Origin of the sequence: Paenisporosarcina cavernae, from assembly GCF_003595195.1 — a bacterium.
Taxonomy (GTDB): domain Bacteria; phylum Bacillota; class Bacilli; order Bacillales_A; family Planococcaceae; genus Paenisporosarcina; species Paenisporosarcina cavernae.
In genome coordinates, this window is the sequence record NZ_CP032418.1 from 1,077,767 (window position 1) to 1,100,494 (window position 22,728).

Consider the following 22,728-nt stretch of genomic DNA (forward strand, 5'->3'; position numbering starts at 1 on the left):
AGGAATGTGAATTCCATGAGCAAATTTGAAGAGAAAACACTTCAATCGACTGAAATTTTTAAAGGAAACGTTATTTCATTACAAGTAGATGAAGTTCAACTACCGAACGGAAGAACTTCTAATCGAGAAATTGTGAAGCATCCAGGCGCTGTCGCAGTTATTGCGATAACAGATACGAAGAAAGTTGTGATGGTGGAACAATATCGAAAAGCACTTGAGCGAACTATAGTAGAGATTCCCGCTGGCAAATTAGAAGCAGGGGAACTTCCGGAAATGACAGCAAAAAGAGAGCTGGAAGAAGAGACAGGTTATCTTGCAAATAAGTGGACATACTTGCAATCTTTTTCTACTTCTCCAGGATTTGCGGATGAAATAATTCATTTGTTTGTGGCGGAGGAGTTAACCCGTTCCCACTCGAACCTTGCCATGGACGAAGATGAATTTATCGATGTTCATGAATATTCTGTTGTTGAAATGGAAGATGCTGTCTTAAGTGAACGAATTTTCGATGCAAAAACGGCTTATGCCGTTATATGGGCGAAAATGAATGTGAAATAATGTCCTAATGTTGGGTACATCCTTCATATACTTCTTGTAAAGGAGTGGATGAACGTGAAAATTGGACAAGCAATCGGACTACTTATTTTCGGGTATTTAGCTGGTATTGTGTTATACCAGCAGTTTCCCATTTATGCAACAACAGATACGTTAGCATTATTTGATAACCGTCTCATATCATCCTCAACTACTTCGGTTAAACTTTATAGCTTTCAAACGCTTGTCTTTTTTGCTGTATTTTTACTGTTTAAAACGCACACAAAATTAACCCATTTTGTATTGCTTTTCCCAATTAGTAAAGCGGTTCTACTCGGAATGGGCTCTATGTATTTAATCGAGCATGTGGAGTCCGTAATGAAATATTCCGTTTGGTGGTTTCCATTTGGAATTGTTCTTTGTAGCGGTTATTTCTTCCTCGCTTTTGTCAACAAACGAAATGCTTTTATTGCTGGATGTTGTATACTGGGCATTCTTTTTGTACTTGATTATTTATTGTATAAAATTCTAGGTTCATAGCAGTACGAATTCCATCAATCATGCCTCATTTTGTCCGTTTTGTCAGAGCTTCGCCAAAATTACATCTATTCACTCGTCTTCATCTTGTCTCTCTATGATCCCTTTTGGTATACTAGTAGAAGTTTAGGGGGGCGTCATATGGAGACCCGTATTGATCGTATTAAAAAACAATTACATAATGCTAGCTATAAACTGACGCCGCAACGGGAAGCAACTGTCCGCGTCCTCTTAGAAAATGAAGAGGATCATTTAAGTGCGGAAGACGTTTATTTATTAGTGAAAAACAAAGCACCTGATATTGGACTAGCAACTGTGTATCGTACATTAGAGTTATTAACCGAATTAAAAGTAGTGGATAAAATCAATTTTGGCGATGGTGTATCTCGGTATGATCTTCGACAAGAAGGAGCAACTCATTTTCATCACCATTTAGTATGTATTGAATGTGGTGCCGTGGATGAAATTCAAGAAGATTTGCTTGAAGATGTGGAAGCAATAGTTGAGAAAAGATGGAATTTTATGATAAAAGATCATCGTCTAACTTTTCATGGTATATGTCATCGTTGCCATGACCGTGAAAACGATTCAACGGATTAAAAAGATAGCAGTTAATGCTGTCTTTTTTTGTTCGTTCTTTTACACATGATAGGAGGAGAATGATTGGATGAAATGGAAAGAGAATTTAGAGGACTATCTTCATTTTTTACGTGTAGAAAGACAGTTAGCTACTAACACATTGCTCTCCTATGAACGAGATTTAGTCAATTATCTGAACTATTTAGAACGAGAAAAAAGAATTAGTTCGTTCGAACAAATCGATCGAACCATCATTTTGCACTACTTAGCGCAATTAAAATCAGAAGGTAAGACAGCTAAAACCATGGCTAGACATATTTCCTCCATTCGATCGTTTCATCAGTTTTTAGTACGAGAACGCATCATGGATTCTGATCCTAGTATGCATGTTGAAATGCCAAAGATGGAGAAAACGTTACCAAAGATATTGTCACTAGACGAAATTGATATGCTTCTAACTATGCCAAATAGAGAAAAGGCTATCGGAAAAAGAGATCTTGCCATTCTTGAACTCCTTTACGGAACTGGTATGCGAATTAGCGAATGCATTGAATTGTCGATGGAGGACATTCATCTATCGATGGGTTTTGTAAGAGTATTTGGGAAAGGTGGAAAAGAACGTATAATTCCTCTTGGAAATAAAGCAATTGCTGCTTGCGAAGACTATTTACTTCATGCACGTGGTGAATTTCAACTAAATGCTACTAAAAGTAACCATTTTTTCTTAAACCATTTAGGTAACTCGCTCACCAGACAAGGAATTGGGAAGATTCTCAAAGAGTATGCTAAAAAAGCGGGGATAAAGACAGATATTACGCCACATATTTTTAGACATTCGTTTGCAACTCATTTAATTGAAAACGGAGCAGATTTAAGAGCAGTTCAAGAAATGCTTGGACATGCCGACATTTCAACGACCCAAATTTATACGCATGTAAGTAAGACCCGCTTAAAAGATGTGTATACGCAATTTCATCCAAGAGCGTAAAGATTATGTCAGAGGTCTGACGTGTATTTTTGCAATCATTTTGTTACACTAAATGAAGATAAGGAGTGAGTAAATAGTGGGAAAAAAATATAATCGTATTCATTTAATCGTTATGGACTCTGTGGGCATCGGAGAAGCTCCGGATGCTGCTGCGTTCGGAGATACAGGGTCACATACTTTAGGACATATTGCAAAACATATGAAAACGATTCAATTGCCTCAATTAGAAAAAATGGGTTTAGCAAATATTGAATCATTAACTGGCTTAAATCCAGTAGATGCTCCAACAGCTGTTTATGGGAAAATGCAGGAAGCTTCCGTAGGGAAAGATACGATGACGGGTCACTGGGAAATCATGGGGTTAAACATTGACACTCCATTTAAAGTGTATCCTGATGGGTTTCCAGAAGAATTGATTTCACAATTAGAAGAAAAGACGGGTAGAAAAGTAATTGGAAACAAACCAGCTAGTGGGACGGAGATTCTAGACGAGCTTGGGGAAGAACACATGAAAACAGGTGCTATTATTGTGTATACTTCAGCAGATCCAGTTCTACAAATAGCAGCACATGAAGAAATTGTTCCTCTAGATGAGTTATATCGTATTTGTGAAATAGCTCGTGAACTTACATTGCAGCCCGAATTCTTAGTTGGACGTGTGATAGCTCGACCATTTATCGGAAGTCCGGGTAATTTCGAACGTACAACAAATCGACATGACTACGCTTTAAAACCTTTCGAACGTACAGTCATGAATGAATTAAAAGATGCGAACTTGGATGTTATTGCAATTGGGAAAATATCGGATATATACAACGGCGAAGGTGTGACGGAGTCCATTCGAACGAAAAGTAATGAAGATGGTATGGATCAACTTATTCATGTATTAGAAAAAGATTTTACAGGAATTAGTTTCTTGAATTTAGTTGATTTTGATGCGTTGTTTGGTCATCGTCGTGATCCACAAGGATATGGAGAAGCATTAGAAGCTTTTGATGCTAGACTGCATGAAGTTTTTGCTAAATTAAAAGAAGATGATTTACTCATCATCACTGCTGATCATGGGAATGACCCAACGTTTACAGGTTCCGATCATACGAGAGAATATGTTCCGTTATTGATTTTCTCTCCATCTATTCAAAATGGATATGAGCTACCTACGCGTGAGACTTTTGCTGATATTGGAGCTACAATAGCCGATAATTTCGACGTTAAGTCACCTGCATTTGGCAAAAGCTTTTTATCAGAATTAGAAGAAAAGAAGGCGAATTAACATGAGATTTGTCGATATTATCGAGAAAAAAAGAGATGGAAATGAGTTAACGACGGAAGAAATTCAATTTTTCATCTCGGAGTACACAGCTGAAAAAATTCCAGACTATCAAGTAAGTGCTTTACTAATGGCAATTTACTTCCAAGATATGACGGACCGTGAACGTGCTGATTTAACAATGGCAATGGTAAATTCGGGAGATAAAATAGATTTATCTGCGATTGAAGGCATTAAAGTAGATAAACATTCCACCGGCGGCGTCGGCGATACAACTACCTTAGTTTTAGGTCCACTAGTAGCAGCAGTGGGTGTTCCAGTTGCGAAAATGAGTGGAAGAGGACTCGGTCATACAGGTGGTACGATCGATAAATTGGAAGCTTTAGAAGGATTTCATGTTGAGTTATCTGTAGAAGACTTTATCCAACAAGTGAATGAACTTAAATTAGCTGTTATCGGTCAAAGTGGGAATTTAACACCTGCGGATAAAAAATTGTACGCATTACGAGATGTAACAGCGACAGTAAATAGTATTCCCTTAATCGCTAGCTCCATTATGAGTAAAAAAATTGCTGCTGGCGCAGACGCAATCGTTCTTGACGTGAAAACAGGCGAAGGTGCCTTCATGAAAACTGTTGAGGATGCGAGGGAACTTGCAAAAGCAATGGTGCAAATCGGAAATAGTGTAGGAAGAAAAACGATGGCGATTATATCAGATATGAGTCAACCGTTAGGATACGCTATAGGAAATGCCCTTGAAGTGAAAGAAGCAGTGGAAACGTTACAAGGTAAAGGTCCAGCAGATTTAACCGAGCTTTGCTTAGTACTTGGCAGCCAAATGGTTGTATTAGGTGGCAAGGCCGGTACACTAGAAGAAGCACGATCCATGCTACAAGAAGTTATCGACAATGGAAAAGCGCTTGAAATCTTTAAATTATTTGTTAAAGCACAAGGTGGAGACGAAACAAGTATTGACGATTTAGAAAAATTACCACAAGCAAGTTACAAACATCACGTGAAAGCTCGTAAAAGTGGCTATATTTCCTTTATTGAAGCAGACGAAATTGGCACAGCAGCGATGCTTTTAGGTGCAGGGCGCGCAACGAAAGAATCTGAAATTGATTTAGCAGTTGGAATTTTATTAAACAAAAAAGTCGGAGATCGTGTGCAAGAAGGGGACGTATTAGCAACCATTTTTGCCAATAACTCAGATGTAGCGGAAGTGAGCGATCGTATTCTTGAGTTTATGGAGATTTCGGACAATAAACCAACAGTGCCGCAGTTAATCGAAGAAATTATTACTGCCTAAATTTGAAGGAAATAAATAATGACTTGATCAATGAACCGTAAACGTACTTCTAAAGAAGTATGCTTGCGGTTTTTTCATTTATTAGGATTCAAATGGCTATATCCAATAATCGATCGCCTGTCTGCGAGAATCGACCGTCCCCTTACAAAAATCGTTCTCTTAATTGTGCGAGTTTATTGCCTTTATCAATGTATCATTTATATGTGTGAATACTACTAATTTGCTCACCGTCACAAGCTCTTTCCTCCATTACTAAAAGGACTTACCTGACTTTAATTCTTTCTTCCACTATTTCTTTTAACTTGAAAGAATAAATCTTCTAAATCATGGCGAAACTGAAGGTGTCAGTAGAAATTGTCGAATCATATATCTTTTCTTCTAGTATTGTCGTTGACAAGGATTTGGTATTTGCAGTCACGAATACAAGTTGGAAAAGGAGGGAATTTCATGGCATTTACCATTATTCCAGTTACAGAAACAGCATTACTTATTCGAGTTGTGGGTGAGTTAGGAAATCATGAAACTCGAGAACTTAAAAAAGCCTTACAAACAGTGATTTATGCGAGAAAATGCGATCTATTAGTATGGGATTTTCATCAAGTCAGTTTTATGGATAGTTCTGCGATTGGTTTAATTCTTGGAAGAATAAGAGAGTTACAGGTCTACGGTGGAACGACGAAGATTCTCTGCTCTTCACCTACTCTAAAGAAAATATTTCAGTTTTCAGGATTATCGCCATTTGTTTCAGAAGAAACCGAAGATCAAGTGTTAGAACAAATAGGGGGTGCTACTTTATGGAAAACGAAATGACATTATCTTTTATTGCAAAAACGGAAAATGAACGATTAGCTAGAATGGTGATTACAAGTTTTTTGTCGACAATTGATCCAACTGTGGAAGAACTTTCGGAGTGTAAGACGATTTTGTCAGAAGCAGTGACGAATGCCATTATTCATGGCTATCAAGAGGACGGAAAAGGAGTCATCACGGTTAGTGCTAAACGAGAAGGGCGAATGATCGAAGTCGTTGTTTCTGATCAAGGTAGTGGAATTGAAAACTTGGAATTAGCAAAAGAGCCATTATATACAACGAAAGTATTAGAAGAGCGATCAGGGATGGGATTTACAATCATGGAAACGTTCGCTGACGAGTTCCAAGTGGAAACCGCGATTGGGAAAGGAACGGTGGTGCGATTTAAGAAAGTCTTTCAAGCGGTGAGACCCTTGACAGGAGTAAGTTCCGTATGACGTTCTTGCAGGAACAATCCTCCATTTTGTTAACACAAGAAGAAATGCGGAAACTCATTTTTGCAGCTCAACATGGTGATGTCATTGCTCGAAAGAAAATGATTGAAGGAAATACACGGCTAGTTTGGTCGATTGTTCAACGGTTCACTAATAGAGGGGCAGACTTAGAAGATCTTTTTCAGATTGGCTGCATTGGGTTGATGAAGTCTGTTGATAAATTCGACTTATCGTATGAAGTGAAATTCTCCACTTATGCAGTACCAATGATTATTGGAGAAATACAACGTTTCTTACGTGACGATGGTATGGTAAAAGTTAGTCGTTCGATACGTGAACTCAATTTTCGTATGCGTGCAGCGACGGAAGAATTTACGAGAGATCATGAAAGACATCCTACACTCGAAGAGCTATCTAAATTAATGGATGTTTCCGTTGATGATTTAGTATTGGCATCAGATGCACTGCGCGATCCAGCTTCTTTGCATGAACAATTATTTGAAGGTGAAGGAGATACATTGACGTTAATGGATCAATTAAAAGATGATCGATCTGAAAAACCGTTTGATCATATTCCATTAAAAGATTTGCTTTCGAAGCTAGACAAGCGAGAACAAACGATTATTTACATGCGCTATTATATGGACTGTACACAAAGTGATATTGCGAATCGCTTAGGAATTTCTCAAGTGCAAGTTTCGAGGTTAGAGAAGAAAATATTAATTCAATTAAAAGAATGGTTCACGCCGGTATACGCAGATTCGAAAGGGACTATGTTATGACGAATAGGCTATTTGAACAGTTAGATGACGCAGAACAATTTTTTAAAAAGACCTTTCCGTCTGAAAGCTGTTTTGATGTGGGAATGAAAAAAATTCAACTGTGGAATACACCTGCGCTTATAGTATATGTAACTGGTTTTATTGATTCTGCGGTACTGACACAACTGCTAACGAATATTACGGCTAGCCCAAATGAGTCTGATACGTTTTCATCGTTAGATGATCGGTTGACAAAAAGTCTTCCCTTTCATTCTCTACAAACGTATACCACTAGAGAAGAGTGGTTGACAGCGATTTTAAGTGGTCCTTTAGGTATCGTTTTATCTACTGGACAAGCATATACAATTGATGTGCGAAATTATCCAGGCAGACAGCCAGAGGAACCCGACAATGAAAAGGTCATTCGTGGATCTCGAGATGGTTTTACAGAGAATATTTTACAAAATGCAACGTTAGTACGACGAAGAATTCGGGATCCTCAGCTGCGTTTGGAAAAATACCAAGTATCCAAACGTGGAAAAGTGGATGTAGCATTTTGTTATTTAGAGGATATTGCAAATCCCGAAATACTTACTTTTTTACGTGAGAGAATTCAACAAGTAGACCATGATGGTTTAACTATGACAGATAAATCTCTAGAAGAATTGCTCTTTAAACAAAGTTATTACCCCATGCCGTTTGCACGATATACAGAAAGAGCAGATACATGTGCGGCTCACCTTTTAGAGGGGCATATTGCCATTATAGTGGATACGTCTCCATCTGTTTTACTTGTTCCTACAACACTTATTCATCACCTTCAACATGCTGAAGAATATAGACAAGCACCATCTGTTGGAACAATTGTTCATTTTCTAAGGTTTACCGGTTTTTTCATGAGTTTTTTACTGATCCCTATTTGGTACTTGCTTACGTCGAATGCAGAATCGCTACCGGATGCACTTTCGTTTATCGGACCAAAAGAAAGTTCTAAAATTCCTGTATTTCTGCAACTAATACTGGGGGATGTTGGGTTGGAGTATTTACGATTAGCGGCCATTCACACACCAACTCCTTTGTCGACTGCAATGGGCTTAGTAGCTGCGATTATTATTGGACAAATAGCGATAGACGTGGGATTATTCCAGCCAGAAGTTATTTTATACTTGGCAGTTAGTGCGATTTTCACTTACTCTATTCCTTCATATGAATTGAGTGTTGTTGTCAAAATGATTCGAGTGATTCTACTGCTAGCATGTGTTATTTTTGGTGCTCCTGGACTTTTTCTACTACTAACAATTCTCTATTTGCATTTCGTCTATTTAAAACCATTAAACGTTCCTTATTTATGGCCAATTGTTCCATTTTTCCCTAAAGCTTTATTTCGAGTAATTGTGCGACAACCATTAGCAGTGAATGCCTTACGACCTTATATTGTTCATGCGAAAAACCGCTCGCGTTCTTCTTAAGGAAATAAATCGGTAGGAATGCTATGGTGCTTTCTTCTCAACAGTCACTACTGAACGATGTCTTCCTAGAACAAGAGTGATTGCGACTCGACCTTCTCCGTGGTAAAGTTCAGTTATTGAACGTTGAAGGAGAGAAGAACATGTCTTTTGTAGGTACTAAAACGGTAAATAACGATGGACACTTAATCATCGCTGGAATAAATACACTAGATTTAGCGAAAGAATATGGAACTCCACTATTTGTCTATGATGTGGCCCTCATTAAAGAACGGGCTAATGCATTTATGCAGACATTTAAAAACTTAGAAACACCAGCACAAGTTGCGTATGCAAGTAAAGCATTCTCAAGCATTGCAATGTACCAATTAGCAAAGGAACTGGAACTTTCGTTAGATGTTGTTTCTTTGGGAGAACTGTATACAGCTCTTCAATCTGGATTTCCTAAAGAGAAAATTCATTTTCATGGAAATAATAAAAGTGAACAAGAGTTAAAATACGCGATTGAAGAAAAAATTGGATGCATTGTTGTCGATAACTTTCACGAAATTAACGTTTTGCGAAGACTCCTACAGGAATACCAATACTCAATGCCGATACTTCTTCGAGTTACGCCTGGTATTGAAGCGCACACGCACGATTATATTACAACAGGACAATCTGATTCGAAATTTGGATTTGATTTAGAAAATGGACAATTAGATCAAGCTTTTCAGTTAGTGAAAGAGGAACCGTTCATGAATCTTCTCGGAATTCATGCTCATATTGGTTCCCAAATATTCGATACGGCTGCGTTTTCATTAGCAGCTGAAAAATTGTTACACAAAATGGTGGAATGGAAAACACAGGATGGCTTTACATGCTCTGTCCTGAACCTTGGTGGAGGATTTGGCATACGTTATACAAAAGAAGATCATCCATTGCCAGCTTCGAGGTATGTGGAGGATATGATTCAGTCCGTGAAACGGATTTGCGAGAAGGCTTCATTTCCACTTCCCGAAATATGGATCGAACCTGGTAGATCTCTTGTTGGAGATGCAGGAACAACTTTATATACGATTGGATCATCAAAAGAAATTCCAGGAAAAGCTTCTTACGTGGCGGTGGATGGAGGTATGTCTGATAATATTCGTCCTGCGCTATACCAAGCAAAATATGATGCGATAGTTGCCAATAAAGGAAATCACCCAGCAAATACATTGGTCACCATCGCAGGGAAGTGCTGCGAATCAGGCGATAAATTAATTGAAAATATTTTCCTTCCGTCCATGGAAGCAGGAGACATATTGGCAGTACATTGCACAGGCGCTTATGGCTACTCCATGGCAAGTAACTACAATCGATTACAAAAGCCAGCAGTTGTGTTTGTAGAAGATGGAAAAAGTAAACTGGTGGTAAAGCGCGAATCGTTAGAAGATCTTGTGCGTCAGGAGCTTTTCCTATTAGATAGCGAGGTGTCGCGAGGATGAAGTCTTCGAATCGCAATCTTCTCATTTTTCTTTTGTTGTTTGTTGTTGTATGGGGTATTATTTACTGGCTATTTATCGCGTAAAGATTCTTTACTAAAATGTGTTCGTTGTCTAAAAGTTGAATAGTCACGGGTAATCATGATAGGATAGTTCATGTTGTATGCGGTAAAAAAAGAGGGATAATTATGTTATTACGATATAAAAAATCTGGAGAGAAGATTGCAATGGGTTTGTTATCTTTTATGCCAGAGGAAAAAGAATTTAAAAAACTCCAAGATACCATTCATACGTATGAAACGGATCCGAACTGGCATCTTTTTCTTTGGAAGAAGGAAGAAGATTTCGTTGGGCTAATTGGCGTAGAATCTGTTGATGGAATTTGTACCATTCACCATATAACAGTCAATCCTTCTCATCGAGGAGAAGGAATCGGGAAAACAATGGTAGATAAAGTAAAAACTATCTTATCATGTGAATCCTTTACAGCAAGCGCACAAACTAAATCTTTCTTTGAAAAATGCACTGAAGCATAATAAAACAATGACACAGTAAGAGAAGTTAGTCTTTTATTGTGTCATTGTTTTTTTTATCCGCATTTGATTTTGCCTTCCTGCGTTTCTTCTTATTTTCCTTTAACGCTTTTTCTCGTTGTTGTACTATATCTTTTCGATCCCTTAATAAATGCTTGTGTAAAAGGTATTCTTCCTCCTGAGATGGAGGCATAGGATAAGAAATAGCACTTGTTAAAAGGGGTTCTTTTACCGGTAGCGGGGAAAATAAAAAATCGTTTTCATTTTCGGTGTGACGGAGTGCAACTAAAATATTTTGTTTTAATGTTACCTGATCCATGTATTCTAGAAATAAATGTTCTTTTGGTAGACGCGATAACGCTTTTTTAAATGAGCGATTTGCCCCTCGATAATTCTTTCTTCTCCAATGGTACATACCTGTTGCTAGTAAAATATATCCCACAAGAGGATGGTCACGTTCCTTCGGTGCAACATCTTTCCAGTATTCTTCTAATACCTCATGGCATTCAAAAAAATCTTGATGTAAATTGTAATAATGAATATATTGTAAAAAAAGTGGATGAAACAACGGATGCATCCAACCAATCCTTCCTATATAATTAAGTATTATGTTTACGGGTTAAGGTGGAGAAGTATGTCATATAATGTACGACTTGATGCATTTGAAGGACCATTGGATTTATTATTGCATTTAATTAATCGCTTGGAAATTGATATCTATGATATTCCAATGGCAGAATTGACCAATCAATATATCGAACATATCCATGCTATGCAAGTGCTAGAGTTAAATGAAGCGAGCGAATATTTAGTAATGGCCGCTACACTATTAGCGATCAAAAGTAAGTTGTTATTACCCATTCATGAAGGTGAATTAGACGAAGCAGAGTTAGACGTAGATCATGAAGACCCGAGGGACGAATTAGTTCAACGCTTAATCGAATATCGGAAATTCAAAACTGCTGCAATGCAATTAGAAGAAATGGAAAAAGAACGAGGGAAATACTTTACACGTCCACCAATGGATTTGTCTCAATTTCAACCTACTACACAATTAGTATTATTTGAAGAGCAGATGAATGTCTATGATATGTTAGGTGCATTCCAAAAAATGATGCGAAGAAAAGTTTTACGAGCACCTCTTTCAACTCGCATAGCGCGCCAAGAAATATCTGTAAAAGATCAAATGATATCTGTCGTTGAAAAATTAAAAGAAACGAATGGTCACTGTTTATTCTCCGAGTTATTTCCTTATGATGATAAATCACGTATTATCGTGACATTTTTGTCGATATTGGAATTAATGAAACGCGACATTATTCATGTGAAGCAAGAATATAACTTTGATGACTTGGCAGTAAAGTTAGTGAATGAGGATTGGATTGGTGAAGAAATTGGAACAATTGATGAGTAAAATGGAAAGCCTATTATTTGTTGCTGGAGATGATGGTTTAACCGCAAAGCAATTAGCTGTATTAATTGATTGCTCGACAAAAGAAGTAGAAGAAATCCTCCGTAACATGCAAGAAACTTATGTAACGAGAGTGGAAAGTGGCATTGAGTTAAAAGAACTCGCAGGAACATTTCAATTAATTTCGAAGATTAGCAACTCAGATATCGTTCAAAAGTTAGTAGACAACCCAACAAATCAATCACTATCGCAAGCGGCTTTGGAAGTACTTGCGATTGTTGCGTATAAACAGCCCATCACACGAGTAGAAATTGAAAACTTACGTGGAGTAAAATGTGAGCGTCCTTTACAAACGTTAAGTTCCAAGGGATTGCTTCAAGAAGTAGGTAGAGCTGAAGGGACAGGACGTGCAATATTGTACGGAACGACAAAAGAATTTTTACATTTGTTTGGTCTGAATCAGTTAGAAGAACTTCCTCCTTTACTGGAACAAGAAGATGAGACGGATCAATTGGAACAAACGGATCTTTTTTTAACGAAATTTCAAGAAGCGTTTCATGATCAAGAAGAAAAGTAAAAAGGGGATTTTGTGAAAAAATTTTTTCTTGTGCTTGTTATTGCCATACTTTTAAGCCCTATTGGAACTGCACATGCAGCATCACAAAGTTTCGTCGTGATGGATGGTAAATCGGGTCGAATTCTTCAAGGATTACATGAAAAAGAACTATTACCTATAGCGAGTTTGACTAAAATCTGGACAGCATTTGTTGTGGTGAATGAAATCGATTTAACGAAAAAAGTAGTGATCTCAAAAGAAAGTGCCATGCAAGAAGGATCATCTATCTATTTAAAAGCTGGATCAACTTATACCATTGAAGAATTGGTTTACGGTTTGTTATTACGCTCTGGAAATGACGCCGCTCATGCATTAGCACTCGCGGTAGGAGGCACGGAAGAAGGATTTGTCGTATTGATGAATCAATACGCACGTGAATATGGTCTTTTAAACACGACATTTACAAACCCTTCCGGACTTCCGAATGAAGCGCACCTTTCGACAAGTGAAGATACTGCAAAAATGTTGTACTTTGCCATGAAACATCCTTCTCTGCGGAAAATTATTTCGACAAAAAGATACGCGAATGGCAATATGGTTTTTTTAAACAAACATCGTTTATTACACGAAAATAACTATGCTGTAAGCGGAAAGACAGGATTTACAAAAGCCGCAGGAAGAACGTTGGCAACTTTTTTTGAGAAAGATAATGAATCTGTCATTGTCGTTACGCTTAATTATTCGAATGATTGGAACGTGCATCGAATGTTAGCAAAAGAGACATTTGAGAATTATCATAATGAAATAGTAATACCAAAAGGAGAATTTTTTACTGGCGATCTCCCTTTATTTGAAATTAAAAAAGATGTCACCCTATTAGTATCGAATAATGATCGATTTTCGAATCGAATTGTCTGGAATCAGTCAAAAAATACTGGAACATGGATTGTATCCGATAAACGTAATTGGCACTTTTTGTATCCATTACGTACTAATTAATAGGGGAGTGGAAACTAGCTATCGTCTGAATTGCTGGTTTCTTTTCATTTCTGAGGAAGTGTGACATAATTTATCGTAAGGTTTGAAATAGTTAATGAGGTGAAACAGTGGAGCGTTTACAGAAAGTTTTGGCTCATGCAGGAATTGCTTCTCGGCGAAAAGCAGAGGAAATGATTTTAGCTGGTCAAGTGAAAGTGAATGGAAAAGTTATTCGAGAACTTGGAACGAAAGTCTCGGATGCGGACGTAGTAGAAGTTGATGGCGTTAAGCTTGAAAAAGAACAAAAAGTATATTTTCTTTTATATAAACCGCGAGGGATTATCTCGGCAGTAACAGATGATAAAGGCAGAAAAACAGTAGCTGATTTGTTCCCTGGACGCTTAGAACGATTGTACCCTGTAGGCAGATTAGATTACGATACTTCAGGCGTGCTGATCGTTACAAATGATGGCGACTTTTCGTATAAATTGACGCATCCTAAATTTAAAGTGGATAAAACCTATGTTGCCCGAGTAAAGGGAATACCGACAAAAGAAAAGTTACGTTCTTTAGAACGCGGCGTAGTATTAGAGGATGGTAAAACCGCACCAGCAAAAGTGAAAATGTTATCTGCTGACAAATCATCTGATAAAGCAATCGTGGAAATCACGATTCACGAAGGAAAGAACCGTCAAGTTCGTCGAATGTTCGATAAGATTGGACATCCAGTTCAAAAATTGAAACGTGAACGATTTGCATTTTTAACTCTTCACGGACTATCACCTGGGGAGTCAAGAGAGTTAACTGCGCATGAAGTTAAACTTCTTCGAGTGTTATCTGAAACAGGTAAAATTGGTACATGAATATGTTCACAAACCCTTCAAATATATGAAGGGTTTCTGTTTGTTAATTTGCTATACTTAAAAGGATATATAGGGCGGAGGGATCACCTGTGGCACAAACGAAAAATCAGCGTTTTATCATGAGAACAGTTATATTAGGCATACTCGTTGTCGCAATTGGCTACACGATTTATTCCAATTTGACGAAAGATAAAGTGGCAGTTTTGGAAGTAGGAGATCAAGCTCCTGATTTTACATTAGTAGATATGAACGGTGAGAAACATCAGCTGTCGGAATATAAGGGGCAAGGCGTCTTTTTAAATTTCTGGGGAACATGGTGTAAGCCTTGTGCAAAAGAAATGCCTGCGATGGACAATCAATTTCAGGAATTTAAAGATAAAGGCGTTCAAGTGTTAGCAGTGAATATAGCCCAATCTAATTTGGAAGTAAATCGCTTTGCAGAACAATACGATTTAACTTTTCCCATTGTGATTGATAAAGAAAAGAGTGTTATGCAAGCGTACAATATTGATCCGCTTCCTACGACATTTTTAATCAACCCTGAGGGCAAAATCGAACGGATTATTACGGGAGAAATGTCGGAGCAAAATATTGCGGATTTCATGACGCAAATCATGCCTGAGTAAGGAGTTCTTGTCAGATGGCCGAAATAATATGTAAATGTGGACATACGAATCCAGAAGGAACCCAAATTTGTTTAAATTGTGGGCGTCCTTTAACAGAAGAAATGAAAAATCAAAAGTTAATGGACATGAGATACGAAGGTTCTGCAAGACGTTCTCAAACGTATAACAAGAGTGTGATTGATAAAGTCTGGAACTTCTTCTCAAGCGTGCGTGTAGGCGTGACAATTATTGTCATTTTACTAGTTGCAGCTGCTATCGGGACCATTCTGCCCCAAGTGATTTATGTACCAGTCACAGGGGAAGCAGAAATTGCCGCATACTACGAAAGAGTGTATGGAACGTTCGGGAAAATTTATAACATGCTTGGACTATCCGACTTGTATAGCTCGTGGTGGTTCCAAATTTTAGTTGGGATGTTAGGGATTTCAATTATTGTGGCATCTATTGACCGAGTTGTGCCTCTTTACAAGTCTCTTAAAAATCAACGAGTCCGTCGTCATAACAGCTTTATGAAGCGCCAACGAATTTTTGGAGAAGGCGATAGTTTATTTACACCTTCAGAGTCGTTAGAGAAAAGCGCAGAAAAGTTAAAAGAACTACGGTATAATGTTCGCGTGGAAAACAACGCAGTTTTAGGAGAAAAAGGTAGGTATTCTCGTTGGGGTCCATACATCAATCATGCTGGCCTAATTATTTTCCTAATAGGGGTAATGATCCGCTCATTACCTGGATTCTATGTGGATGATCATTTATGGCTTCGTGAAGGAGAAACAAGAGCGATTCCAGGTGCTCCTGGCTATTTTTTAAAAAGTGACGATTTTATTTTAGAAACCTACGACCAAGAGAAGTCTAATGAAGTGTTTGGGAAAGCAATTGAGAAAAATGGAACAATCGCGTCAAATTACCAAACAAATGTCACACTTTATCAATCCCCTGAAGATGCATTACCGGGACAAACAGATAATTTAAAAGTTGTTAAGAAAGACGATATTCAAGTAAATGAGCCACTAAAATTCGATGGATATGCTGTGTATCAAATGGATTTCCGTCTTAACGAGTTTAAAACGATGACATTTGATTTAGAAAACAAAGCAACTAGCGACAGTTTAGGAACATTTACAATCGATATCATTAATCCAGAAACCGAATACGATTTGGGCAATGGATCTAAAGTCGAAGTTGTACAAGTTTATCCAGACTTTGGAGGATTTGAAAATGGCGTACCTCAGTTACGTTCGCCACTTCCAAATAATCCAGCATTTTTAGTAAGAATGTTCACACCTGAAACACCTGAAGGCGAAACAAGTTTTGTAGCAATTAAACAAAATATTGAACCTCTTGGGGAAAATAAATATAAACTTGCTTTCAAAGGTGTGGAAACGCGTGATGTTTCTGGTCTTGCTATTCGAAAAGACAAGACATTGTGGCTACTTGGATTAGGTGGATTAATTTTCATGATAGGAGTCATTCAAGGTGCTTACTTCAATCATCGACGAATTTGGATTCATCAAACAGAAAATGGTAAACTTGCTGTAGCAGCCCATACAAACAAAAACTGGTTAGCAATTACAAAAGAATTAGAGCAAGTAAGAGAAGCAGGGGGATTACCCCCAGTGGAAGATCAACAAGATATTGAAATATTGAAACAAAAAGAGGAGGCGGAGAAAAAGATATGACAACATTAGTCTCCATAAGTAGCAATTTACTGTTTGCTGCATTCATCAGTTATCTAATTGGAACATTCTTTTTCGGTGGTGCCATTAAAGGATCTAAAACAGAAGCATCAACTTCTGAAACAAAATGGGGTAAAATCGGCATAACAGTGACTGTTATCGGTTTCTTATTAAACATTGGGTACTTCATAACTCGCTGGATCGCTGCAGGACATGCACCTGTAAGTAATTTGTTCGAGTTTACGACATTTTTTGGAATGATGTTAGTTGGATCATTTATTCTAATTTATTTCCTTTATCGAACTCCGTTACTCGGTGTATTTGCTCTTCCAATTGCGATTATCGTCATTGGATATGCATCGATGTTTCCACGAGAAGTAAATCCGTTAATCCCAGCACTGAAAAGCTACTGGTTACATATTCATGTAACGACAGCAGCTCTTGGTGAATCGATTTTAGCGATTAGTGCGGTTGCTGGATTAGTGTACTTGTTAAAAAGCATCGATTTGACGCGCAAATCCAAACAACGTTTTTGGTTAGAAGCAGTGATGTTTACCATCGTATTAGTGATAGGTTTTGTTGCTTCGTCTAGTCTTTTTCAAGCGATGGGTTATGAATCTAACTTTACGTATGTTGACAAAGAGGGTGCTCCTCAAGAAATCACATATAACATGCCTGCACTTTTCGGGATGAATGAATACGAACAAGTAACAACGGATGTGATGTCACCACTTGCTGAAATGCCAGCGCTAGTGAATGCAAAAAAATTAACAACTGTTACATGGGCGATCATGTTCGGTGTGGTAATTTATCTTTTGATTCGACTAATAGGTCGTCGCAGCATTTCTTCCATGCTACAACCGATGGCAAGAAAAGCGAATTTAACACTTTTGGATGAAATTGGAAATCGTTCTGTCTTGATCGGCTTCCCAGTATTTACTTTAGGAGCCTTAATATTTGCCATGATTTGGGCACAAGAAGCTTGGGGTAGATTCTGGGGTTGGGATCCAAAAGAAGTTTGGGCACTTATTACATGGTTATTTTATGCAGCATTTTTACACTTACGTCTTTCAAGAGGATGGCATGGTGAAAAATCTGCGTGGTTAGCAGTTATCGGATTTGTTATTATTATGTTTAATCTTGTAGCAGTAAATCTTATTATTGCTGGTTTGCATAGTTATGCATAAGTAGTTACTAAGAGCTTATGAAAAGACTAGTTATTTTCCCAAAAAAAGTTGTTTTTCTTCTTCGGTTGTTAAAGAGGGATAACAATTTGCTTGTGAGAAAGATAGCTAGTCTTTTTTTAGTCAATCTTTTCCATAGAATTGTTGGTTTATCTAGAAAACAATCGGTATAATTTAAAGTAGTTATAGTTAGGACAAGCTATTAGTATGCATGAAATTTCAGAAGAAGCTGATGAAGGAGCGGTTAATATGAACGAAGCAATTCGAATCTTAGTCGTAGATGATGAAGATCGTATCCGGCGATTATTGAAAATGTATTTAGAACGTGAAGGGTATGAAGTAGACGAAGCAGAAAATGGAGTAGAAGCATTAGAACTAGCAATTGAACACGATTACCATTGTATCTTACTGGACGTTATGATGCCTGAAAAAGATGGCATGGAAGTATTAACAGAGTTACGAGAGAAAAAAGCGACTCCAATTCTCTTATTGACAGCAAAAGGGGAAGAAACTAATCGTGTACAAGGATTTGAATCTGGCGCGGATGACTATATTGTGAAGCCTTTTAGCCCGAGAGAAGTGGTGCTTCGAGTAAAAGCGGTACTTCGTCGAGCTGTTAGTATGACGCCAATGCCATCTTCCACTATGTCTAAGGATCTCGTAGTGTTTTCTCACTTAACAATTGATCATGACGCGCATCGAGTGACGGCGGATGGAACAGAGGTGAATTTAACACCAAAAGAATATGAACTTTTATATTTCTTAGCAAAATCACCAGATAAAGTTTTTGATCGCGAACAATTATTAAAAGAAGTATGGCATTATGACTTCTTTGGGGATTTACGCACAGTCGATACTCACGTAAAACGCTTACGAGAAAAACTGAATCGTGTTTCGGAAAAGGCTGCAAAAATGATTGTGACAGTGTGGGGCGTAGGCTATAAATTTGAGGTTATCAATGAATAGAATATGGAACAGTGTCGTCGGGAAGCTATGGGTAACCATTTTGCTTCTCGTTTCCTTTGTCCTTTTTATTATTACTGTATTGATGCTCGAATTTTTTTCTGATTACCACACAAAACAAGCGAAGGAAAATTTGCATAACGAGGCCGAAACAATTGCTAGTATTGTGAATGAACATACGGAAGTAGAACAAGCTGTAACAATAATCTCCGACATCCTAGGAGAAGACACGAATGCATTGATTTCAAAAAAAGAAGGTCAAGTGTCGTATTCATTACACGATGGTTTAAACAGGACCGGTGTGCAAAAGCAATTATTAAAAGATCCAGATTTGCAAGAGGCATTTCATTCTAGTAATACGATACAAAAAGAAATGATTCTTCCTTCTTTAACATCGGAAAATCAGATGGAATCGTATATTGTCCTAGGTTTTCCATTAGACGTTCAAGAAGAAAATCATGGTGCTGTATTCATTTATCAAAGTTTAGATGTAATTCATCGAACAACTCAGAAGACGACAGAAATTGTCTTTCTTTCTGCCTTTATCGCTTTTCTATTAACGACATTTTTTGCATTTTTCCTCTCCACAAGAATTACTTTACCTTTACGAAAAATGCGAGAAGCCGCTTTTGAACTGTCGAAAGGAAAATTTGATACAAAATTGCCTGTCGGTCAGAAAGATGAAATTGGACAATTAGCAGTGGCTTTTAACCAAATGGGTCGTCAATTGAAGCATCATTTGGAAGTTATTAACCAAGAGAAAGAACAGTTATCAAGTATTCTTACCTCAATGGCGGATGCTGTTATTACATTTAATAGAGACCATACGATTATGATTAGTAATCCTCCTGCCGAAAAATTGCTGCAAAAATGGTATTACCGAATGGGTGCTAACCCAGACAAATTACTTCCAGTCGAAATGGATCATATGCTCGACCACGTGTTACATCTTGAAGAAGAAGTGCAAGAAGAACTTGAAATGGAAGGAAACTATTACGTCATAACGATTAGTCCTTTATATAGCGGAGATTCAGTTCGAGGGGCAGTAGCAGTTCTACGTGACATGACAGAAAATCATCAGTTAGAAAAATTACGTTCCGATTTTATTGCTAACGTATCTCATGAACTTCGAACACCTATTTCGATGTTACAAGGATATAGTGAGGCAATCGTTGACGGTGTAGTAGTCGACGAAGAAGAAAAACAAGAAATGATTAAAATTATTTCAGAAGAATCAAAGCGAATGGCTCGGCTTGTAACGGATTTATTAGATCTTGCAAGAATGGAGTCTGGGAAAATGAGATTATACAAAGATGAGGTAGAAATACTCCCGTTTTTGGATCGGATTCTTCATAAGTTTGTTCAGAGAGCGAAAGAGGAATCCATTTTACTCGAAACAGCATCTTCTGTATCACCTTCATTACGAATTTCAATTGATGAAGACCGAATCGAACAAGTACTTACAAATTTGATTGATAATGCAATTCGACATACTCCTGCAAATGGAAAAATAACGTTACATGTAAAAATGCATAATCAAATGCTTGCTGTTTCGGTTGAAGATACTGGTACTGGAATTCCAAAAGAAGATTTGCCGTATGTTTTTGAACGTTTTTATAAAGCGGATAAATCAAGACAACGAGGAAAAGGTGGAACAGGTCTTGGACTTGCCATCGCTAAAAATATGATTGAGGCGCATGAAGGGATGTTAACGGTGGATAGCGAAGAAGGAAAAGGAACTGTTTTTACTTTTCAATTACCTTTTTCGTAAACTGAAACTTTTTTTCTTGCCAGACGACTAATTAGAAGAACGGGGGGAGTATATGAATGACTCCGTTTTCAACAGGCTTTATGATCAGTATCATCAAGATGTCTTTCAATTTCTTATATATTTAGTCACTCATCGTGAAACAGCAGAGGATTTGATGCACGAGGTGTATGTAAGAGTCTTGAAAGCCTATGACAAATTTGAAGGAAAAAGCTCGGAGAAAACATGGCTATTTTCCATTGCAAAAAATGTCTCCATCGATCACTTCCGAAAAACAAATGTCCGTAAAAAATATTCATTTGATTTATTTGATTGGGATCAGAACCAACTATCTTCCAATGAAATTCTTCCGGATGACAAAGTAATGATGAAGGAAGAGACTGAAAAATTGATAGTTGCATTAGAACAATGCACCGTCGATCAAAAGATGGTAATCATCCTACGATATTTACAAGACTTATCTATTTCTGAAACTGCTAGTGTACTAGGTTGGACAGAAGGAAAAGTAAAAACAACGCAACATCGAGGGATTCAAAAACTTAAAAGTATTTTCCAAATGGCAGAAAAGGAGGAGTCTTAATTGGGAAAACAATATAATGATCAAGATATTGACCAGCTCCTTCGGAAACTGCCGAAATCGACGGATACTCGTAACAAAAGTGACATTTATAATAAATTAATACAAGATAAACGATTGCAACAAAAACCAAGAAAACACATAAAACAAAAATATATAGCAGCTATTACTACTATCGCAGCTATTTTCATTATGTCACTTGTTACCTATAAATTAATCGCTACGACACAGCAGGAAGACTCTGTTGGTGATATGCAACAAGCAACTGAATCGATGGATCAATCGACAAATAAGTACTCAATAGAATCAAATGAACAACTACCAACAGAAGCAGATGAATCGAGCGTAACTATGGAAGCTAAAGAGTCGGAATCTACTTCTAGTTTGGTCAGCGCAGAAGAGCTAAGTGGGTATGTACCATTCCCTCTTGGCGTAACAATCAATGCGTTAGCTATTCCTATAACATGGTTAATTCCAAAAGAGAAAGTAATGGAAGACTTTGGGACAGTAGATGTCACTAATTTTCAATTATATGAAAGATATGCAGCTGAATTTAATGAAGGTACTTATGGCTTTGATGAATACCAGCCATACGACGGAAAACTAATGGAACAAAATGATTCAATAGTCCATACTCTTCCGGCTGATCACAAGTATGATATGGGTACCGCTTCTGAAACTGTCTATTTTCAAACAATGAATTACACGTTCCCCAATTACGACAACTTAGCAACTCAGATGGAAAATGGAGAAGCTGCGGAGTTTTCACATATTGGAAGTGTTGAGAATACTAAGTTGCTTCACGGTATGTATCAACGGGGTATCTTTTTATACGTCATGGAAGATGGAACTCGTTTCTTTTTCCCTGAAGGAGAAGTATTTGAATCCGTTGCAGATGCGATTAATTCGCCAAATGGTATGAGACAAAAAATAAATGATTTAGTACAATCTGTTCTACCCGCATCCATCGATTTTGATATTACAGAATCGGAATCAACCGTCCAGGTTACGTTTGCTAATCAAGAAGAAGTGAATGCGTTAGATCGACAAACTTTAACTACAATGATGGATGGGTTAATTTATACGGCAAGTAATTTTGGAAAATCGATTACATTTAAAAATCTCCCTTTTGAGGAATGGGCAGGATTTAGAGTAGGAGAGGAGATACCTCCAGTAGCGGGATACAACAAAATTCGCCAATAAAAAGGAATTTGTAAGCGGAAACGTTTACAAACTCTTTTTTTTTTCATAAAATGGAGAGGTAAGTTAATATTGATTCATCTTCGGGGCAGGGTGAAATTCCCGATCGGCGGTAATGAAGCAAGTTTTCTGAGCCCGCGAGCCGAATAGGCAGGATTTGGTGTGATTCCAAAGCCGACAGTATAGTCTGGATGGGAGAAGGTGAAGGTACGGTCGTGTTTTGTCACGTGAAATGACAACAC

Annotated in this window: 24 protein-coding genes and 1 riboswitch; of the genes, 23 read left to right on the forward strand and 1 reads right to left on the reverse strand. The window is 37.6% G+C overall.

The genetic code is table 11. From position 1 onward, the window contains the following. Positions 1–15: 15 nt before the first annotated feature. From D3873_RS05370 to D3873_RS05425, 12 genes are all read left to right on the forward strand, one after another. A complete protein-coding gene (locus D3873_RS05370) occupies positions 16–558 on the forward strand; it encodes an NUDIX domain-containing protein (protein WP_119883079.1) in 543 nt (180 codons plus the stop codon). A gap of 54 nt (positions 559–612) precedes the next feature. Further along, positions 613–1,074: a hypothetical protein gene (locus tag D3873_RS05375; protein ID WP_119883080.1), complete on the forward strand. Its 462-nt coding sequence runs from the start codon at positions 613–615 to the stop codon at positions 1,072–1,074. Between the two features lie 138 nt (positions 1,075–1,212). Beyond that, a complete protein-coding gene (gene fur / locus D3873_RS05380) occupies positions 1,213–1,671 on the forward strand; it encodes a ferric iron uptake transcriptional regulator (protein WP_119883081.1) in 459 nt (152 codons plus the stop codon). Between the two features lie 67 nt (positions 1,672–1,738). Beyond that, a complete protein-coding gene (gene xerD, locus D3873_RS05385; RefSeq protein ID WP_119883082.1) occupies positions 1,739–2,638 on the forward strand; it encodes a site-specific tyrosine recombinase XerD in 900 nt (299 codons plus the stop codon). Positions 2,639–2,714: 76 nt separating this feature from the next. Then, positions 2,715–3,911, forward strand: a complete 1,197-nt coding sequence (gene deoB / locus D3873_RS05390) for a phosphopentomutase (protein WP_420798994.1) — start codon at positions 2,715–2,717, stop codon at positions 3,909–3,911. A gap of 1 nt (position 3,912) precedes the next feature. After that, positions 3,913–5,217, forward strand: a complete 1,305-nt coding sequence (locus tag D3873_RS05395) for a pyrimidine-nucleoside phosphorylase (RefSeq protein WP_119883084.1) — start codon at positions 3,913–3,915, stop codon at positions 5,215–5,217. 447 nt (positions 5,218–5,664) lie between these two features. Further along, positions 5,665–6,027 carry an anti-sigma factor antagonist gene (locus D3873_RS05400; protein WP_119883085.1) on the forward strand — a complete coding sequence of 121 codons (363 nt, stop codon included), beginning with the start codon at positions 5,665–5,667 and terminating at the stop codon, positions 6,025–6,027. Further along, positions 6,012–6,464, forward strand: a complete 453-nt coding sequence (spoIIAB, locus tag D3873_RS05405; RefSeq protein WP_119883086.1) for an anti-sigma F factor — start codon at positions 6,012–6,014, stop codon at positions 6,462–6,464. The genes D3873_RS05400 and spoIIAB overlap by 16 nt, the downstream gene beginning before the upstream one ends. After that, on the forward strand, positions 6,461–7,243 hold the full coding sequence (locus D3873_RS05410; protein WP_119883087.1) for a SigF/SigG family RNA polymerase sporulation sigma factor: 783 nt from the start codon (positions 6,461–6,463) through the stop codon (positions 7,241–7,243). The genes spoIIAB and D3873_RS05410 overlap by 4 nt, the downstream gene beginning before the upstream one ends. Then, positions 7,240–8,691, forward strand: coding sequence for a spore germination protein (locus D3873_RS05415; RefSeq protein WP_119883088.1), 1,452 nt, complete (start codon positions 7,240–7,242; stop codon positions 8,689–8,691). The genes D3873_RS05410 and D3873_RS05415 overlap by 4 nt, the downstream gene beginning before the upstream one ends. A 140-nt stretch (positions 8,692–8,831) precedes the next feature. Then, positions 8,832–10,157, forward strand: coding sequence for a diaminopimelate decarboxylase (gene lysA / locus D3873_RS05420; RefSeq protein ID WP_119883089.1), 1,326 nt, complete (start codon positions 8,832–8,834; stop codon positions 10,155–10,157). Between the two features lie 185 nt (positions 10,158–10,342). Then, positions 10,343–10,690, forward strand: coding sequence for a GNAT family N-acetyltransferase (locus tag D3873_RS05425; RefSeq protein WP_119883090.1), 348 nt, complete (start codon positions 10,343–10,345; stop codon positions 10,688–10,690). A 25-nt stretch (positions 10,691–10,715) separates the two neighbouring features. Here the strand turns inward: D3873_RS05425 and D3873_RS05430 are convergent, their stop codons facing one another. Then, the gene (locus D3873_RS05430; protein WP_119883091.1) at positions 10,716–11,264 is read right to left on the reverse strand and encodes a DUF309 domain-containing protein; all 549 of its coding nucleotides are present in this window, start codon (positions 11,262–11,264) and stop codon (positions 10,716–10,718) included. A gap of 57 nt (positions 11,265–11,321) precedes the next feature. Here D3873_RS05430 and D3873_RS05435 point away from each other — a divergent pair, with 57 nt between their 5' ends. The 11 genes from D3873_RS05435 (at position 11,322) to D3873_RS05485 (ending at position 22,489) form a co-directional block, all read left to right on the forward strand. Next, complete coding sequence (locus D3873_RS05435; RefSeq protein ID WP_119883092.1) at positions 11,322–12,101, forward strand: segregation/condensation protein A; 780 nt, start codon at positions 11,322–11,324, stop codon at positions 12,099–12,101. Then, a complete protein-coding gene (gene scpB / locus D3873_RS05440) occupies positions 12,094–12,675 on the forward strand; it encodes an SMC-Scp complex subunit ScpB (RefSeq protein WP_119884483.1) in 582 nt (193 codons plus the stop codon). The genes D3873_RS05435 and scpB overlap by 8 nt, the downstream gene beginning before the upstream one ends. Positions 12,676–12,687: 12 nt before the next feature. Continuing rightward, positions 12,688–13,653, forward strand: a complete 966-nt coding sequence (locus D3873_RS05445; protein WP_119883093.1) for a D-alanyl-D-alanine carboxypeptidase family protein — start codon at positions 12,688–12,690, stop codon at positions 13,651–13,653. A gap of 107 nt (positions 13,654–13,760) precedes the next feature. Next, entirely contained in the window at positions 13,761–14,495 is a 735-nt protein-coding gene (locus tag D3873_RS05450) for a pseudouridine synthase (RefSeq protein ID WP_119883094.1), read from the forward strand. An 89-nt stretch (positions 14,496–14,584) separates the two neighbouring features. Beyond that, on the forward strand, positions 14,585–15,121 hold the full coding sequence (resA, locus tag D3873_RS05455; protein ID WP_119883095.1) for a thiol-disulfide oxidoreductase ResA: 537 nt from the start codon (positions 14,585–14,587) through the stop codon (positions 15,119–15,121). A 14-nt stretch (positions 15,122–15,135) separates the two neighbouring features. After that, the gene (gene resB, locus D3873_RS05460) at positions 15,136–16,797 is read left to right on the forward strand and encodes a cytochrome c biogenesis protein ResB (RefSeq protein WP_119883096.1); all 1,662 of its coding nucleotides are present in this window, start codon (positions 15,136–15,138) and stop codon (positions 16,795–16,797) included. Then, the gene (gene ccsB / locus D3873_RS05465; RefSeq protein ID WP_119883097.1) at positions 16,794–17,981 is read left to right on the forward strand and encodes a c-type cytochrome biogenesis protein CcsB; all 1,188 of its coding nucleotides are present in this window, start codon (positions 16,794–16,796) and stop codon (positions 17,979–17,981) included. Before resB ends, ccsB begins: the two co-directional genes overlap by 4 nt. Before the next feature lie 246 nt (positions 17,982–18,227). Continuing rightward, on the forward strand, positions 18,228–18,944 hold the full coding sequence (locus D3873_RS05470; RefSeq protein WP_119884484.1) for a response regulator transcription factor: 717 nt from the start codon (positions 18,228–18,230) through the stop codon (positions 18,942–18,944). Next, positions 18,937–20,712, forward strand: coding sequence for an ATP-binding protein (locus D3873_RS05475; protein ID WP_119883098.1), 1,776 nt, complete (start codon positions 18,937–18,939; stop codon positions 20,710–20,712). Before D3873_RS05470 ends, D3873_RS05475 begins: the two co-directional genes overlap by 8 nt. Positions 20,713–20,764: 52 nt before the next feature. Next, positions 20,765–21,289 (forward strand): RNA polymerase sigma factor SigX, encoded by a 525-nt coding sequence (locus tag D3873_RS05480; protein WP_119883099.1) that lies wholly within the window; start codon positions 20,765–20,767, stop codon positions 21,287–21,289. Continuing rightward, positions 21,290–22,489, forward strand: a complete 1,200-nt coding sequence (locus D3873_RS05485) for a hypothetical protein (protein ID WP_119883100.1) — start codon at positions 21,290–21,292, stop codon at positions 22,487–22,489. A gap of 72 nt (positions 22,490–22,561) precedes the next feature. Next, positions 22,562–22,693: riboswitch (FMN riboswitch) on the forward strand. The last annotated feature ends 35 nt before the right edge of the window (positions 22,694–22,728 follow it).

Coding starts and splice junctions, on each gene's coding strand:
- D3873_RS05370 (WP_119883079.1), top strand. CDS start 16: ATGAGCAAATTTGAAGAGAAAACACTTCAATCGACTGAAATTTTTAAA.
- fur (WP_119883081.1), top strand. CDS start 1,213: ATGGAGACCCGTATTGATCGTATTAAAAAACAATTACATAATGCTAGC.
- xerD (WP_119883082.1), top strand. CDS start 1,739: ATGAAATGGAAAGAGAATTTAGAGGACTATCTTCATTTTTTACGTGTA.
- D3873_RS05395 (WP_119883084.1), top strand. CDS start 3,913: ATGAGATTTGTCGATATTATCGAGAAAAAAAGAGATGGAAATGAGTTA.
- D3873_RS05400 (WP_119883085.1), top strand. CDS start 5,665: ATGGCATTTACCATTATTCCAGTTACAGAAACAGCATTACTTATTCGA.
- spoIIAB (WP_119883086.1), top strand. CDS start 6,012: ATGGAAAACGAAATGACATTATCTTTTATTGCAAAAACGGAAAATGAA.
- D3873_RS05410 (WP_119883087.1), top strand. CDS start 6,461: ATGACGTTCTTGCAGGAACAATCCTCCATTTTGTTAACACAAGAAGAA.
- D3873_RS05415 (WP_119883088.1), top strand. CDS start 7,240: ATGACGAATAGGCTATTTGAACAGTTAGATGACGCAGAACAATTTTTT.
- lysA (WP_119883089.1), top strand. CDS start 8,832: ATGTCTTTTGTAGGTACTAAAACGGTAAATAACGATGGACACTTAATC.
- D3873_RS05425 (WP_119883090.1), top strand. CDS start 10,343: ATGTTATTACGATATAAAAAATCTGGAGAGAAGATTGCAATGGGTTTG.
- D3873_RS05430 (WP_119883091.1), bottom strand. CDS start 11,264: ATGCATCCGTTGTTTCATCCACTTTTTTTACAATATATTCATTATTAC.
- D3873_RS05435 (WP_119883092.1), top strand. CDS start 11,322: ATGTCATATAATGTACGACTTGATGCATTTGAAGGACCATTGGATTTA.
- scpB (WP_119884483.1), top strand. CDS start 12,094: ATGAGTAAAATGGAAAGCCTATTATTTGTTGCTGGAGATGATGGTTTA.
- resB (WP_119883096.1), top strand. CDS start 15,136: ATGGCCGAAATAATATGTAAATGTGGACATACGAATCCAGAAGGAACC.
- ccsB (WP_119883097.1), top strand. CDS start 16,794: ATGACAACATTAGTCTCCATAAGTAGCAATTTACTGTTTGCTGCATTC.
- D3873_RS05470 (WP_119884484.1), top strand. CDS start 18,228: ATGAACGAAGCAATTCGAATCTTAGTCGTAGATGATGAAGATCGTATC.
- D3873_RS05475 (WP_119883098.1), top strand. CDS start 18,937: ATGAATAGAATATGGAACAGTGTCGTCGGGAAGCTATGGGTAACCATT.
- D3873_RS05480 (WP_119883099.1), top strand. CDS start 20,765: ATGAATGACTCCGTTTTCAACAGGCTTTATGATCAGTATCATCAAGAT.